The organism is Lysinibacillus sp. NPDC092081, from assembly GCF_044755845.1.
In the GTDB taxonomy this organism is placed as follows: Bacteria; Bacillota; Bacilli; order Bacillales_A; family Planococcaceae; genus Lysinibacillus.
On the sequence record NZ_JBIVRU010000034.1, the window covers coordinates 1 to 15,450 of the forward strand.

The window sequence follows — 15,450 nt, forward strand, 5'->3', positions numbered from 1 at the left end:
ATGTAAAAAACAATCAAAGCCGTTGAAATTTTACTCGTCGTAAAATTTCAACGGCTTATTAGTTTTCAGAGGAGGGTTTTGTCCCAGCCTCTTTTTTTATCAAGAGATTTTGTGGAAATAAGAAACAATTACATATAACGAGAAAATAGGCAATCCTAAATTATAAGTTAATAGGAAGTGCCTATTTTTGTTTAAAGTAGAGTAGGTAGCTTTTTATAGGTTTCAAATTTTTATCTACTCTTATTTAATAACAATCCATCTAAAAATATTGCAATAAAGCCTTTGCTTTCTTCTAATAAATCAAAATCTTTTCCAAAAACTAACCAGTCATATAAAGATCCTCGCATACAACGAGTAATGTAAATCACAGTTTCCTGCACATTTATTTGCACAGATAATTCACCATCTTTAATTGCTTTTTGTATAAATGAATGCAAGATTTTATACAATTTACGTTCAGAATTTGAAAAGAAATTTCTTTCGTTTTCAATTAAGCCACTTTTGTAAACAGACCGCATTAAATCCATTCCTAAATCATCTTTTAAATATTTCATTTGTGCATCAATTAAGGAGATTACCTTTTCCTTGAAGGAAAGATTTACGGGTAGTGTAGTTGTAAATTCTTCATAAAAATGATCAATTTCTTTAAATTTCTCTAGGAAAATATCGTACTTTGAAGTGAAATGACCATAAAAAGCACCTTTTGAGCTTTTACTTTTTGTCACAATTTCATCAACCGTTACTTGATCAAAGCCTTTCGTTTGGAACAATGTAAGTGCTGTTAAATATATATGTTTTTTCGTTTCTTGAGCCTGTTGTTTTCGTGTCTTTTTCATTTCTACATCACCTGATTTCCACGAGATTTTCTACTTAACTTTAGCATAATACTCGATCATGTAATTAACTTATTTTCTGAATTGTTAGAAAAAACATTGACAAATAATTGTCACGCCGATTAATATACAGACTATAGTCTGTGAAACTATTTCAAAGGGGTGTAAATCATGGATCTAATTGGTAATAGAACGTTGCGTTCTGTTTTAAGGGAGAGAGCTGCGCAACAGCCTGAAAAAAGTTTTATTCGTTTTGAGGATAGTAAGGGAATCTATTTTGAAAAAAATTATGGAGATTTTTATCAGGAGGTAATGCGCTTCAGTAACGCACTTCTTAAGCTGGGCATTAAAAAAGGGGATCATGTTGTGTTGCATTTACCAAACAATATGGAGTTTTTTACAGCATGGTATGCTCTTGCTGAAATTGGAGGCATTATGGTGCCAACTAACATTTTATCTTCAGCATATGAAATGACATATATTATATCTCATTCTGAAGCTGTTCTTATAATTACGGAAGAGGACAATATTGAAAAGTTTGTCAGTATTCAATCTAAAACACCAACTATACAAAATATTATTATTACGAGACAACAAGATAACGATGATGATGTCTTATATTTCTCTGAGCTCATTAAAAATGAGAGCGATCATAATGTGCATTTCCCAACAGTTTCGTCAGAAGATATAGTGGCATTGCTTTATACATCTGGGACTACATCCAAACCAAAAGGTGTTCAAGTGACACATGCTAATTATATTTACACAGGTGAGTTAATGGCTCGTTCAATCGCTTTAACACCTGAAGATCGAACATTTATTGTTTTACCGCTTTTCCATGGGAATGCGCAATATTACTCCACGATGTCTGCCATCATGGTAGGGGCGGGCATTGCTGTTACGGAGAAATTTAGTGCTTCGCGTTATTTTAAACAAGCAAAAGCATTAGGCGGAACAGTAGGTTCTTTATTTGCCGCACCTATTCGTATGATTTTAGCGAAAGATTATGAAGAAGAGGCAAGGAATAATCCATTACGACTTGTCCTTTTTGCACAATCAGTGGCAGAACACCAATTAGTACAATTTGAAGAACAATTTGATGTGAAGTTATTACAACTGTATGGTTTAACCGAGACAGTTGGGATTCCACTGATAAATCCTCTATTTGGAATACGGAAAAATATGAGCATTGGTAGACCAAGCATTGGTTATGAAATTCAGCTTGTCGATGAACATGGGAACCCCGTGAATCAAGGGGAGATTGGTCAAATTGCCGTTAAAGGGGTACCAGGAAGAACTCTAATGAAAGGCTACTTTAAAAACGAGCAAGCGACAAACGACACTATTAAAGAAAACTGGTTACTAACCGGGGATAACGCACGAATTGATGGAGATGGTTATTTCTATTTTGTTGATCGTATAAAGGATATGATCAAACGTTCGGGTGAAAATGTAGCAGCGAATGAAGTGGAGCGTGTATTAACAGAGCATCCATTAGTATTTGAAGCAGCAGTCATCGGTGTGCCAGATGAGATGCGTGATGAAGCTATTAAAGCGTATGTTATTTTACAGGCTGGCTCTGATGTAAGTGAAGAGGTATTAATTGCGCATTGTCGGCAACGTCTCCCAAAATTTAAAGTGCCAGATAGTATTGAATTTGTGACAGATTTTCCTCGTACACCAGTCGGCAAAATTCAAAAGCAAGTTTTACGTAACGCTATTTTTAGTTGAAGCGAATGATATAAAAATTTGAATGTAGAGAGAAGGGGCTATATGAAAAATGTGAAGATATTATTAGCAAGTTTAGCAGGATCAATCATTGAATGGTACGATTTTTATTTGTATGGTACGGCAACGGGATTAGTTTTTACAACCCTATTTTTCCCTTCGACTAATCCAACAGTGTCGATTTTAATTGCTTTTGCTACGTTTGGAGCTGGCTATGCGGCACGTCCGATTGGAAGTATAATTTTTGGACATATGGGTGATCGTGTCGGAAGGAAAGCCTCGCTTATGCTTACGTTAATAGGAATGGGCGGTAGTTCTTTTTTGATTGGTTTATTACCTACGTATGCGCAGGTTGGGTTACTCGCGCCAACGCTATTAGTAATACTGCGACTTATTCAAGGGATTGCACTTGGTGGTGAATGGGGAGGTGCCGTGTTACTAGCTACTGAATCGGCTACAAAAGGTGTGCGTGGCTTTTTTGGTTCTATTCCACAGCTAGGTGTACCAATCGGTTTAGTGTTAGGGACATTTAGTTTTACACTGATATCTTCATTAACGACAGAAGCGCAATTTATGGTCTGGGGTTGGCGTTTACCATTTCTATTTAGTGCAGTGTTGATAGTATTAGCAATATGGATTCGAAGCGGAATTGAAGAAACACCTGAATTTAAACGCAAAAAAGACAATGGTGAATTAGCTAAGATACCAATTGTCCAAGTATTTAAATATAACAAAAAAGATATATTCCGCATTATTGGATTAAAAATAGGGGACGGATTCTTTAATGTATTTTTAATGTCATTTATTTTAGTGTATGCGACGACGTATATTGGCTATACAAGGGATGTCGCATTATTTGCTTTAACAGTAAGCTGCGCAACAATGATTGTAACAATTCCACTTGTTGGCTATTTTTCAGACTTTATTGGACGAAAGAAAATTTATATTGGTGGCCTTATCACAATGTTACTGCTAGCTATTCCATATTTCGTCATGATTCCGATCAAATCAACTTATTTCTTTACGTTGCAAGTCATTTTACTAGGTATCGTATGGGCAGCCATTTTCGCGACTCAAGGTACGTTCTTCTCTGAATTATTCCCAGCGAATGTTCGCTATACAGGGCTATCCTTTGGCTATCAAATCGCTGCGGCAATCGTCGGCTTTGGACCAATGCTTTGGACATCTTTAGCAACAGAATATGGGGCATCTCCGTATTTATTTGGTGGATTGATGATGGCGGGGCTCCTAATATCACTGTTACTTGCCGTATTTTCGCCTGATACACGGACGATCACTTTATATGAAGAAACTGTCGAGAAAGGACAAGAAGATGAACGCATGTCAGACGCTCAAGTGGAAGTGGCAATGACAACCTCGACAAAGTAATCGTGTACATTATTTTTACAAGGAAAGATAATAGCTAGACTCATTTATAAACAAACAGGGTTCTCCTTTTTGAATAGGAGAACCCTGTTTGTTATTAGTTTAAGCCTTGGCTATCTTTCCACTCTAGGAATTCATCATAAGTTAATAGCTTATCTAAAATTGTGCCGTCTTCACGGATTTCGATGACACGGTTCGCAATTGTTTGGATGAACTGATGGTCATGAGATGTGAAAATCATTGCCCCTTTGAAGCGCATAAGTCCTTCATTTAGTGCTTGAATAGATTCAAGGTCAAGGTGGTTTGTTGGTTCATCTAGTAAAACAACGTTTGCTGTAGCAAGCATCATTTTAGATAGCATACAACGTACTTTTTCGCCCCCTGATAAAACTGAAGGAGATTTTTTCACTTCTTCACCAGAGAATAACATACGACCTAAGAAGCCGCGTAAGAAGCTTTCTGTTTCATCATCAGGAGAATATTGACGTAACCATTCCACTAATGATTTCTCTGAACCTTCGAAGTATTTATCGTGATCATTTTCAAAGTAGCTTTGAGAGGTTGTTACGCCCCATTTGACTGTACCAGCATCTGCTTTTCTTTCGTCCATTAGAATATCAAGAAGAGCCGTTTTTGCCATTGGATTACCAAGTAAAATGATTTTATCCTCTTTGTTCATCGAAAAGCGAATATCTTTAAATAGTGTTTCGCCTTCATTGCTTGCTGTAAGGCCATCCACTGTTAACACATCATTACCGATTTCACGGCCAGTTTGGAAGTTGATGAATGGATATTTTCGGCTAGAAGGTTTAATGTCGTCAAGCTCGATTTTATCCAACATTTTCTTACGAGAAGTCGCTTGGCTTGATTTTGAAGCGTTCGCAGAGAAACGAGCAACGAATGCTTGTAGCTCTTTAATCTTTTCTTCTTTCTTCTTGTTTTGGTCTGCCATCATTTTTTGTGCTAATTGGCTAGACTCATACCAGAAGTCGTAGTTCCCAACATATAATTGGATTTTAGAGAAGTCTAAATCCGCGATATGCGTACACACTTTATTTAAGAAGTGACGGTCATGGGATACGACAATAACCGTATTTTCAAAGTTAATTAAGAATTCTTCTAACCATTGGATTGCTTTTAAGTCAAGGTGGTTGGTAGGCTCATCTAGTAATAGAACGTCTGGTTTACCAAATAGAGCTTGTGCTAATAATACTTTGACCTTGTCAGAACCTTCAAGGTCAGCCATTAGCATATAGTGAAGCTCGTCGCCAATCCCTAACCCGTTTAATAATGTTGCTGCTTCTGAGTCAGCTTCCCAACCATTTAGGTCAGCGAATTCACCCTCTAATTCAGCAGCACGCATGCCATCCTCATCAGAAAAGTCTTCTTTTGCATAGATAGCGTCTTTTTCAGCTTTTACTTCCCAAAGACGTTTGTTCCCCATAACAACTGTATCTAATACATTGAATTCATCATATTCAAAATGGTTTTGTTTAAGGACAGATAAACGTTCGTCCTTACCCATTGATACGTTTCCTTCTTGGGCTTCAATTTCACCAGAAAGAATTTTTAAAAATGTTGATTTACCAGCACCATTCGCTCCGATTAAACCGTAGCAATTCCCCGGTGTGAATTTTATATTTACGTCTTCAAATAGTTTACGATCGCCATAGCGAAGACCTACATTACTTACTTGAATCATGCAAGTTCCTCCTTTTTTCACAATGGCACTAGTATATCATGAAATATGTACCATAGTCTATAAACATTATTAAATCAACGTTTAGCTTAAGTTAAATTATTGTATTAACCTAAGTTCTTTGTAGCATATTTTTGAATAAAGATGCAGATTCTGTTTAAACGCTTGAGGAAGGAGAATTCTTTCGGTAAAGTCGTTAAAAATATCACTTAATATTTAACTTCTCAAAATCCGTTTGCAAAAGAATCCAGTAGTTTATCAAAAACTAAACCCTCAAACGGAAGCAAGTCAAAATATTAAAATTGTACAGAGTCTCGTAAGGATTATCCAAATGAAGTAGGCCTCGATCACCAGGCTTATGAAAAAAAGCAAGATCGTGATGGAGATGGATGGGCTTGTGAAATATAATAAATTAGCTACCTGTAATTGGTAGCTTTTTTTTGTAAATTCTCATTTATTCTGCACATACATTTACATACTTATTTAATCCTTTATTATGCGTTTATCCTCATGTTACATTTATTATTCAAAGCATATATAGAATATATAAACTTTATCAGAATAGATCCTTTTAATTTTATATAGTAGAAAGGGAGCGGATTTTGAAAAGATTTTTATTTATTTTGATAATCATCGCAATGATTTGTATTGTCTTTAGTAAAAAAATATTTTCAATTGATGATTATAATTCTTCTGAATCTAAGCTTTACATCAATGTGTTTGATCCTAAAAGTTTGAAGTTTACATTCTATCAATTTGACCAGCTACAAAATAAAAGTAAATTATTATTAAGTAAGGAAACGGCGGATTATACTTCTTTCGCTTATTCTGAAGGTAATAATAAATTGTATTTTGCTGATGGCATATCAGATCATACAATACAATTATTTGAAAATGACCTAAACACGAATCAAATAAAACAGTTAACCACTGTATTTAATAACGTTGATTTTATCCAAATAGACAAAGAGCAAAAAATCATCTTTATGAGAGTGCTATTAAGAGATGCATTTAGAAATTTTCATATAGCTACCTATAATCTTCAAACAAAGAAAGTACAAATATGGGAAGAAGAAAACAATGATAGAAGTGTTTTAGATTTTAATTATAACCCGAATAATAATCAATTAATTGTAGTCTCATTCTCCGAGAACGAAGATCAGAAGAAACTCACAGAGGCTAATAAAAATCAAACGAAATTACAGCCAATCAAACACAGTTTAGATATTTATAATATTGAAGGTCAAAGAATGAAACATATAGTCGATGTAAAGAGATTTATTAGTGGCGCATCATTGGCACCAGATGCTAGCTCTGTAATTATCAGTTATGATGAAGCTATAGACAATCCTACTTCGCATGTTGTAGAAATAGATATCCAGTCAAACACCGTAAAACCACTACTAGACAGTAATGGTACTTATGCAAAAATTCGCTCCGTTAAATTCGATGAAAACAAAGACGGATTTTATTTTTTATCTAGTCTAATTGATGAAAATAAACGTTATAGTATTTTAGAAATACCTAAAGAGAGCGTACTCTCATACTATAACTTCAAGAAAAATAAGGTGCGAAATGTATGGCGGGCTGAAAAAAGCGTTATTGTTAATTATTCAGCAGAACATTTTTAATGTACCACTAACTTCTTGATAATTCTGAATAGACTGTTGACTTTAATCAGTAGTTCGTGTAGGATATTCAGAAATTACAGTTAAATTCGATGAGAAAGAGAGTAGTTTATGGAGATACTGGAAAGCGAATTAGGGATGGTGTGAGCCTAATGCAGCAGCCATAAATGAAACGCACTTTGGAGAAGATTCTCGAATTAGTAGTAGAGAATATCGGGGAGTCACCTCGTTAACAATGGAAAGTGGTCATATTTATATGGCAACTAGAGTGGTACCACGGGATAACTATGCTCTCGTCTCTATTTTTAGAGACGGGGGCTTTTTTTTATGAATTGAGAGGAGAAAGGAGAATGAACATGCATACACAAATCGCGAAAAGTATCGCTGATGCCTTAAATAATGAGTTATCTGTCAATGATATTCAATATTTACTAGAAAAACCGAAAAATTTGGACTTAGGGGATTTGGCATTTCCTTGCTTTACATTGGCAAAAAACTTAAGAAAATCTCCAAACAGTATCGCATCCGACCTAAAAAACAATTTAAGCAGTGATTTAATACAAGAGGTTCAAGTAGTAGGTGGGTATGTCAATATATTTTACCATCAGCTAACGATTACACATCAAGTGCTTAGCCAAATAGTAAAAGAGAAAAATTTATACGGGACTCACCGAGAGTCAAAAGGGAATGTAGTGTTGGATTTTTCTTCACCTAATATAGCGAAGCCTTTTTCCATGGGCCATTTACGTTCTACAGTGATCGGCAATGCTTTGGGCAACATCGCCGAGAAGAACGGCTATAAAGCGATTCGCATTAATCATTTGGGTGATTGGGGAACACAATTTGGGAAATTAATCGTTGCCTATCGAAAATGGGGAGATCAACAAGCTATTGAAGCCGCCCCAATTGAGGAATTGTTGAAAATTTATGTAAAGTTCCATGAAGAAGCGGAGCAGGATGATACTCTCAATGAACAGGCACGTACCGCATTTAAAGCATTAGAAGATGGAGATGAAGAGGCGTTAGCTCTATGGCAATGGTTTAGAGATGCATCACTCGAAGAATTCAAAACCATTTATCAACTGCTTGGGATAAACTTTGATTCATTTGCTGGGGAAGCGTTCTACAATGACAAAATGGGCGCTGTTGTTAAGGAGTTGGAAGAAAAAGAACTGCTTGTAAAATCTGACGGTGCTTATGTCGTTGAAATAGACAATATGCCACCATGCTTAATTACTAAAACCGACGGTGCCACGCTCTATGCTACACGTGATTTAGCAGCTGCTTTTTATCGTAAACAACAATATGACCCTAAAAAAATATTGTATGTTGTAGGAAATGAACAATTTCTTCATTTTAAACAGTTATTTAACGTCATTGAAAAGATGGGGTACGATTGGGCAAAAGATTTACAGCATGTGCCTTTTGGGATGATCCTAAAAGAGGGTAAAAAAATGTCGACACGTAAAGGAAAGATCGTTTTATTAGCAGATGTACTAACAGAAGCGATTGCTACGGCGAAGGGAAATATAGAAGAAAAAAATCCAAATCTAGTGGATAAAGAGAACATCGCACAGCAGGTAGGTGTGGGAGCGGTTATTTTTAATGATTTGAAAAATGACCGTCTTCATGATATTGAGTTTTCGATTGAGCATATGATGCATTTCGAAGGGGAAACAGGGCCTTATATTCAATATACGTATGCACGTATCTCATCTCTATTGGAAAAAGCAAATGAACATAATTACGAAGCATCATTTGAATCGTTAGGTGAGCAAGCATGGCCAGTCATTTTGTTACTGGAACAGTTTCCGAAAGTAATCACCAGCGCTTTTGAACAAACAGATCCATCGCAAATTGCTAAATATGTCTTACAATTAGCGCGTCAATTTAATAAATATTATGCGCAAAATAAAGTATTGGTCGATGACAGCCAAAGAACATCACGATTAGCATTTTGTCATTGTGTAGCCGTTGTGTTAAAAGAATCGTTAGCATTATTGGGAATCGCTGCACCTAAAAATATGTAAGCACTATAAGCCGCATCTACGTTCATATACTAGCTACATTTTCATCATTAATTGACCGATGCTAGAAAAGATGGTAAAAGGGAATAGTGAGAATTCAGAGGTCTGACAATAATGGTAGATTTCAGTTAATTTTTAACCGTATTAATAGAGAGAAGGTTTTTAGGAAGTATGGAGAAAAAGCAATGGCGTGTTTCAATGGTACTTGTGGTTGTTAGTATTTTCTTCGTTGCGCTCAATATGCGCCCAGTAGTCACAGGAATAGGGCCACTATTTAATGTACTTTTGGAATCACTCCATATATCAAATACCAAAATGAGCTTTTTAACATCTATTCCGGTGTTTTGTATGGGACTCTTTGCACCATTCGCAGTACCATTACAAAGGAAACTCGGAACAAAAACAGCTATTACGCTTTTAATAATTATCCTGGCATTAGCAAATGGGCTACGTTTATTAAAAGAAAGTTATGTATTACTTGTAGTTACAAGCTTTGCTGCAGGATTTGCCATTGCACTTATTGGACCCATATTAAATGCTTATATAAAGAAAAAATTCCCGAACCGTTTTACTACCGTGGTTGGTATTTACTCATTTGGAATAGGAACAGGGGCAACATTGAGTGCGGCACTAACAATAACATTTTATAATCATTTTCATGCGAGCTGGACGATAGCGCTTGGCAGTTGGGCAATACTTGCAATCATTGCTCTTTGTATATGGATACTAGCAATACAAAATCAAGAGCTACCAGAGACAGGTGTATTGACAGAAGATGCAGCACGAAATCCTTGGAAAAATGCCCGTGCTTGGACCATTTTAATTTACTTTGGCATACAAACATCTTTGTTCTTCTCAATAATGTCATGGCTAGTACCGATATTACAGGCTAATGGCTTTTCCCTTGTCGCTGCAAGCTCCATGCTAACATTTATGTCTATTGTACAAATGGTTGGGAATATTTTGGTCCCCATACTAATGGAAAAATGGTCAAGTCGAATCGGCTGGCTCTTTTCATTAGGGGGATTAGGCGTGTTTGGCTTTGTGTTGCTTTGGTCAGGCTCAGGATCTTTGTTATGGATTGCTGTATTCATAATAGGTATCGTATTAAGTGGCTTATTTCCAATTGGTTTATTGTTACCATTGGATGAGGCAAGAAATGATGAAGAAGCAAATAGCTGGTCATCTATGGTGCTTTCAGGTGGCTTTGTAATAAGCTCCATTATCCCTATACTTATTGGCTATTGCTATGATGTAACTGGTAACCATACATTTACCTATATGATTTTTATAATATTAATGATTGGCATTATAGCTACTACATTTATGCTAAAGAAAAAATAATGTCAAGACATGCGCGAATTTACGTGCATGTCTTTTTTTCAAAGCTAAAACTATAAGACACGAGAAAAGCCGATGTTTTACATTCTGTTTAGTCGTTCCTAGCTTTCTTGCAATATTGTTGAACGATGTTTGATCTTCAGGTAAATGAGCGATCGCTAAAATAACCATAAATTGTCTAGATGTTAATTTTTCTAAATATTGATCGGATTGTACTTGAATTTTATTTCCAAGCGAAAAAAGTGCTGAATATATTTGCTGCATTAAAAATAATTCTTGGTTCATAATGATTTCCTTTCTTTTAGACAATGTATTGTCTAAATATGATGATAACAAAAAAGACAATATATTGTCTATAAAATTTATGACTAGCTGCATTAGGGGAAGCCTGTCTTTTTTTAAATAACATTTTAACCGCAAATTATAAGCCATTTTTCATAGCAAAGTTAAAAAAGAGACGTTTTTTATAGGTATAACAGATTGAATAAAAGGTGAGAGCACTATTTTTATAACAATTAATTTTTAATAATATTATTATGTAAACTTGAAACATAATATAACCTTGTTTATGATAGACAAGAAGAGATGTTTAACTTGCTTTCAGCAATGAAATTCTCTGCCTCTATGGTGATGAGATGAATGTAGTTTGAAGTTATTTTTCAACAGGTGTACAAACATCCGTCGGGGCATAATTGATAGAAAGTTTTGGTGAAAGTATGCGGAAAAAGATGCTCATTCTTGGAGCAACAGCTTTATTATTAACGGGCTGTGGAAATGAAACATTGGCAGAGGTGTTTAACACTAAGAAGACCGATGTGAAAACGGAAAAGGTTGTGACGAAGAAGCAAGAAAAAATTGTACCGGAAGTAAAAGTAGTTGGGGAAAACGGAATCGGTGCAGGGATCATTGTTAAAAAAGAGGACGCTAAGCTCTATATTGTAACAAATGGTGCGCTTGTATCTTCAAAGCCAACTGCGCTCGTACAATTTAATAATGACAAACTTAAGGAAGCCGATGTGCACTATATATCTACTGCTTATAATATGGCCATTTTAGAAGTACCATATAACGCATCGGTAAAGGTGCCGACTGTCTATAACGGCGAATTAAATCAGTTAGCTGTTTATGTTGATAGCTTACCGCACATCATTAAAAAATATAGTGACAGAGTAGCAGCTTATTACATAGATGCAGATCAAAATATACTTATCGGGAGCCCCGTTCTAGAAGCAGAGAATGGTGAACTTGTGGGCATCTATTTTAAACGCAAGCAAAATGGTGTATCACAGCCGTTTATATTGCCCTTTAAAGATATTGCGGAGTTATTGGATGAATGGATCGAGGGTAATATGAAGACAAGTGATCGACTAGCTCAATCGAAAAACTTATCCCCTTATATAGAACAGGGTGATAAAGAAGCAGTCCAGCAAGCTATCGATCAATACGGAAAGAACATTTTTGCTTATAATACCGATGAGGTAAAGCTGTTTTTAGAGACATTTTATAAACATTTAAAAGCGGCTGTTGATATTCATGATGCTAGTGTCATGAAGCCTTTTGTAGGTACAGACGATTTACAAAGTACACTGGATCATATGGTAGCGAATTATGCATCCAAACAAGCGAAAATACGTTTTTACAATACGTCGATTAAAAACATTAGCATGGAAGGACAAAATATTGTAGTTCGTGCTATAACAGAATATGTACTAACAAATTCGGCTGGTCAAGAGGCACTAGCGAACTCTATGATGGAATATGAAATAAATAAAAATGAACAGGGCGAGTATAAACTTATTCGTCTAACAACTAAGGAGTGAAAAGTTGGATGGAGCAAGCAAGACAAATGCTACAACATCATTTTGGCTATGATTCATTTCGCAATGGACAGGCACCAATTATTGAACAAACATTACGAGGTCAATCAAGTCTTTGTGTGATGCCAACTGGCGGAGGTAAATCAATTTGCTATCAGATTCCAGCACTCATGCTAGATGGCCTCACAGTCGTCATATCTCCTTTAATTTCTCTTATGCAAGATCAGGTAGAAGCATTACGTGCTGCGAATATTCCGGCCGCGTATATTAATAGTACCTTAACCGTGCAAGAAGTGAATGAAACGATGCAGCTAGCGAGTGCAGGTTATTTAAAGCTTCTTTATATAGCTCCTGAGCGATTAGAGAGTGCAACATTTTTACAGGTACTATCGAATTTATCTGTACCGTTACTTGCTGTGGATGAAGCGCACTGTATATCCCAATGGGGGCATGATTTTAGACCGAGTTACCGAGCAATCCAAAAATTATTTACATTGTGGCCACAAAAGCCAACTGTCTTAGCGCTAACTGCAACAGCTACACCAGCTGTTTGTGACGATATTAGACAATTATTAGGAATTGATGAGCGATCAACTGTGATTACCGGCTTTGCGCGCGAGAATTTAGCATTCTCTGTGTTAATTGGTGAAAACAAAGAGCGCTACATTAAAAATTATTTAGTGAAAAATAAAAATGAAGCGGGTATTATTTATGCAGCTACACGAAAGGCTGTAGATGCAATCTATGAGCTTTTAAGTCGCTCGGGCGAAGCTGTGGCAAAATACCATGCGGGATTGTCAGAGGACATGCGTATGTCAGAGCAGGAACGCTTTTTAAAAGATGAGGCACGCATTATGGTTGCTACCAATGCATTTGGAATGGGTATTGATAAGAGTAATGTACGTTTTGTCATTCATTATCAAATGCCGCGCAATATGGAGAGCTATTATCAGGAAGCGGGGCGTGCAGGGCGTGACGGTTTGCCAAGTGCCTGTATTTTGTTGTATGCATCCGGCGATGTTCAAACACAGCGCTTTTTAATTGAACAGACGCAAGATGAAACACGCATTGCACAGGAATTAGCGAAGCTGCAAACGATGGTTGATTATTGTCATACAGAAGGCTGTTTACAAAATGCCATTTTAACGTATTTTGACGACGAAGCAGGTACGCCTTGTAGCCGTTGTAGTAATTGTAATGATGGACGGGAAGTTAAAGATGTGACAGTAGATGCTCAAAAGGTCTTAGCTTGTGTCGTAAGGATGGGGCAAAAATTTGGTAAGACAATGGTGGCGCAAGTGTTAATTGGCTCCAAAAACCAAAAGGTCACTGAGTTTGGCTTTACAAGGCTGTCTACCTATGGCATTTTAAAAGGCCAATATTCCTCAAAGGATGTCTCAAACTTTATTGAGTTTTTAATTGCTGAAAGCTTACTGGCTGTTAAACACGGCACGTTTCCGACAATATATGTTTCAGAGGAAGGTAAAGAAGTTCTAATGGGGAATCGACAGGTCATGCGAAAAGAAGCTGTTACTGTTCGTAAGCTTGTAGACAATGATCCATTATTTGAGCATTTACGATTATTACGGAAAGAGATTGCAGATGAAGAAAAAGTACCACCATTTGTTGTGTTCTCAGATAAAACATTACGTGATTTATGTGATAAAAAACCGACGGAACTAGAAGACTTACGACAAGTTAGTGGGATTGGTGAAGTAAAATTCGAAAAATACGGCAAGCGTTTCTTCGATGCTCTTCAGTCTTTTTTGAAAACAACAACAAACTAAAGGAAAAAGGGAAGTGCTTAATTCAAAAGAATTAGGCACTTCCTTTATTTTTGCAAAGTATTACACCCCGCTATTTCTCCCATAGCTCGATCAGTCGACCTTCAGGATCTTTAATCCATATAAATTTTCCGTATTCACTAATCTCTTTTTCCTTTACAAGAGGTACACCAATATGTTCAAGATGCTGAATCGTCTCGTTTATGTCATGTACTTGGAAATTTAACATCACTTGTTGTTCTGTTGGAAAATAACTGTCATCTTCGGTAAAGAAAGAAAAGATCGTCTCATTTCCTAATTGGGGTTTAATCACAGTCCCATTCCAATTTTCTATTTCAATTTTCAACACCTCACTGTACCATTTTTTAATAACATCAAGATTCTTTGTTCTCCAAAATATTCCTCCGAAACCTATTATCATCATATCTAACTCCTGTTCTGTCTTTAAATTTTTAGTTGTTCGATTTAATTAATGTTAAGTTCCTTCTTCAACTATACTGCTTTAAGTATAATTTTTCACAAGATAAACATCAATTTCTAAAGAGGTGATAAAACAAAAAAGAACCCGGAATATTAATTCCGGGCTTGATTCACACTTACTTATAGTGCTCCATGACACACTGCCTCGCTTCCGCATTGATCTTAAATTTTTAAGACAACTGTGCTTTAGCTTCATTCAGCTTTGATGGTCCTTCTGAGTTACCGGTCAGCCCCACTCATCGGGTTAACCCTCCTTGTCATTGGATTTGAAGTGAAATCTTAAATAGTATAGACCGTTCATTATTTTTTATACACGTTATTAAACAGGAAAAAATCCAACGGCTATACCTTGAAATCAATTATACTTCGACATAATTGCGTCCTGAATCGACTTTGTGCTTAGGCCTGTAGATGTTTTTTGTGCGAAAGCGAAGCGTCAGCAAAAGGGTTTTATCTGCGCGAAAGCGAAGCGCCAGCGGCAACAATATGAATGTTGGTCACTCAGTCGTGAGTTGTTACTATCGCTTCGCTTTCGCTAAGAAAACACTTTGCTGAAAGAAGTTTGAAAAATCACCTCAAAGAATAACTAAAGAGGTAATAAAACAAAAAAAGAACCCGGAATAATTATTATTCCGGGCTTGATTCACACTTACTTATAGTGCTCCATGACACACTGCCTCGCTTCCGCATTGATCTTAAATTTTTAAGACAACTGTGCTTTAGCTTC

At 36.2% G+C, this 15,450-nt stretch carries 10 protein-coding genes, 2 pseudogenes and 1 other annotated feature; of the genes and pseudogenes, 8 read left to right on the top strand and 4 right to left on the bottom strand.

The window, feature by feature from the left end:
• Positions 1 to 230: 230 nt before the first annotated feature.
• Positions 231 to 836 (bottom strand): TetR/AcrR family transcriptional regulator, encoded by a 606-nt coding sequence (locus ACIQLB_RS24230; RefSeq protein ID WP_400731263.1) that lies wholly within the window; start codon positions 834 to 836, stop codon positions 231 to 233.
• A gap of 168 nt (positions 837 to 1,004) precedes the next feature.
• On the opposite strand from ACIQLB_RS24230, the gene ACIQLB_RS24235 reads away from it, so the two are divergent.
• Both ACIQLB_RS24235 and ACIQLB_RS24240 read left to right on the top strand, forming a co-directional pair.
• On the top strand, positions 1,005 to 2,564 hold the full coding sequence (locus ACIQLB_RS24235; protein ID WP_400731265.1) for an AMP-binding protein: 1,560 nt from the start codon (positions 1,005 to 1,007) through the stop codon (positions 2,562 to 2,564).
• Positions 2,565 to 2,606: 42 nt separating this feature from the next.
• Positions 2,607 to 3,950, top strand: a complete 1,344-nt coding sequence (locus ACIQLB_RS24240; protein ID WP_400731267.1) for an MFS transporter — start codon at positions 2,607 to 2,609, stop codon at positions 3,948 to 3,950.
• A gap of 94 nt (positions 3,951 to 4,044) precedes the next feature.
• Here ACIQLB_RS24240 and ACIQLB_RS24245 read toward each other — a convergent pair whose 3' ends face one another.
• Complete coding sequence (locus tag ACIQLB_RS24245; RefSeq protein WP_400731268.1) at positions 4,045 to 5,649, bottom strand: ABC-F family ATP-binding cassette domain-containing protein; 1,605 nt, start codon at positions 5,647 to 5,649, stop codon at positions 4,045 to 4,047.
• Between the two features lie 309 nt (positions 5,650 to 5,958).
• Between ACIQLB_RS24245 and ACIQLB_RS24250 the strand changes: the two are divergent.
• The 4 genes and pseudogenes from ACIQLB_RS24250 to ACIQLB_RS24265 all read left to right on the top strand — a co-directional run.
• Positions 5,959 to 6,054: pseudogene (locus ACIQLB_RS24250) on the top strand (excalibur calcium-binding domain-containing protein); the annotation flags it as partial.
• A gap of 194 nt (positions 6,055 to 6,248) precedes the next feature.
• Positions 6,249 to 7,277: a hypothetical protein gene (locus ACIQLB_RS24255; protein ID WP_400731270.1), complete on the top strand. Its 1,029-nt coding sequence runs from the start codon at positions 6,249 to 6,251 to the stop codon at positions 7,275 to 7,277.
• A gap of 80 nt (positions 7,278 to 7,357) precedes the next feature.
• Positions 7,358 to 7,578, top strand: a binding site (T-box leader).
• A 46-nt stretch (positions 7,579 to 7,624) separates the two neighbouring features.
• Positions 7,625 to 9,304 (top strand): arginine--tRNA ligase, encoded by a 1,680-nt coding sequence (argS, locus tag ACIQLB_RS24260; protein WP_400731272.1) that lies wholly within the window; start codon positions 7,625 to 7,627, stop codon positions 9,302 to 9,304.
• 168 nt (positions 9,305 to 9,472) lie between these two features.
• The gene (locus tag ACIQLB_RS24265) at positions 9,473 to 10,645 is read left to right on the top strand and encodes an MFS transporter (RefSeq protein ID WP_400731273.1); all 1,173 of its coding nucleotides are present in this window, start codon (positions 9,473 to 9,475) and stop codon (positions 10,643 to 10,645) included.
• A 75-nt stretch (positions 10,646 to 10,720) separates the two neighbouring features.
• Here the strand turns inward: ACIQLB_RS24265 and ACIQLB_RS24270 are convergent.
• Positions 10,721 to 10,927: pseudogene (locus ACIQLB_RS24270) on the bottom strand (MarR family transcriptional regulator); the annotation flags it as partial.
• A 407-nt stretch (positions 10,928 to 11,334) separates the two neighbouring features.
• On the opposite strand from ACIQLB_RS24270, the gene ACIQLB_RS24275 reads away from it, so the two are divergent.
• On the top strand, positions 11,335 to 12,462 hold the full coding sequence (locus ACIQLB_RS24275) for a hypothetical protein (protein WP_400731275.1): 1,128 nt from the start codon (positions 11,335 to 11,337) through the stop codon (positions 12,460 to 12,462).
• Between the two features lie 8 nt (positions 12,463 to 12,470).
• Positions 12,471 to 14,246, top strand: a complete 1,776-nt coding sequence (recQ, locus tag ACIQLB_RS24280; RefSeq protein ID WP_400731277.1) for a DNA helicase RecQ — start codon at positions 12,471 to 12,473, stop codon at positions 14,244 to 14,246.
• A gap of 70 nt (positions 14,247 to 14,316) precedes the next feature.
• Here the strand turns inward: recQ and ACIQLB_RS24285 are convergent, their stop codons facing one another.
• Entirely contained in the window at positions 14,317 to 14,664 is a 348-nt protein-coding gene (locus tag ACIQLB_RS24285; protein ID WP_400731285.1) for a VOC family protein, read from the bottom strand.
• Positions 14,665 to 15,450 lie beyond the last annotated feature (786 nt).

Coding starts and splice junctions, on each gene's coding strand:
- argS (WP_400731272.1), top strand. CDS start 7,625: ATGAACATGCATACACAAATCGCGAAAAGTATCGCTGATGCCTTAAAT.
- ACIQLB_RS24240 (WP_400731267.1), top strand. CDS start 2,607: ATGAAAAATGTGAAGATATTATTAGCAAGTTTAGCAGGATCAATCATT.
- ACIQLB_RS24235 (WP_400731265.1), top strand. CDS start 1,005: ATGGATCTAATTGGTAATAGAACGTTGCGTTCTGTTTTAAGGGAGAGA.
- ACIQLB_RS24265 (WP_400731273.1), top strand. CDS start 9,473: ATGGAGAAAAAGCAATGGCGTGTTTCAATGGTACTTGTGGTTGTTAGT.
- ACIQLB_RS24245 (WP_400731268.1), bottom strand. CDS start 5,649: ATGATTCAAGTAAGTAATGTAGGTCTTCGCTATGGCGATCGTAAACTA.
- ACIQLB_RS24230 (WP_400731263.1), bottom strand. CDS start 836: ATGAAAAAGACACGAAAACAACAGGCTCAAGAAACGAAAAAACATATA.
- ACIQLB_RS24285 (WP_400731285.1), bottom strand. CDS start 14,664: ATGATAATAGGTTTCGGAGGAATATTTTGGAGAACAAAGAATCTTGAT.
- recQ (WP_400731277.1), top strand. CDS start 12,471: ATGGAGCAAGCAAGACAAATGCTACAACATCATTTTGGCTATGATTCA.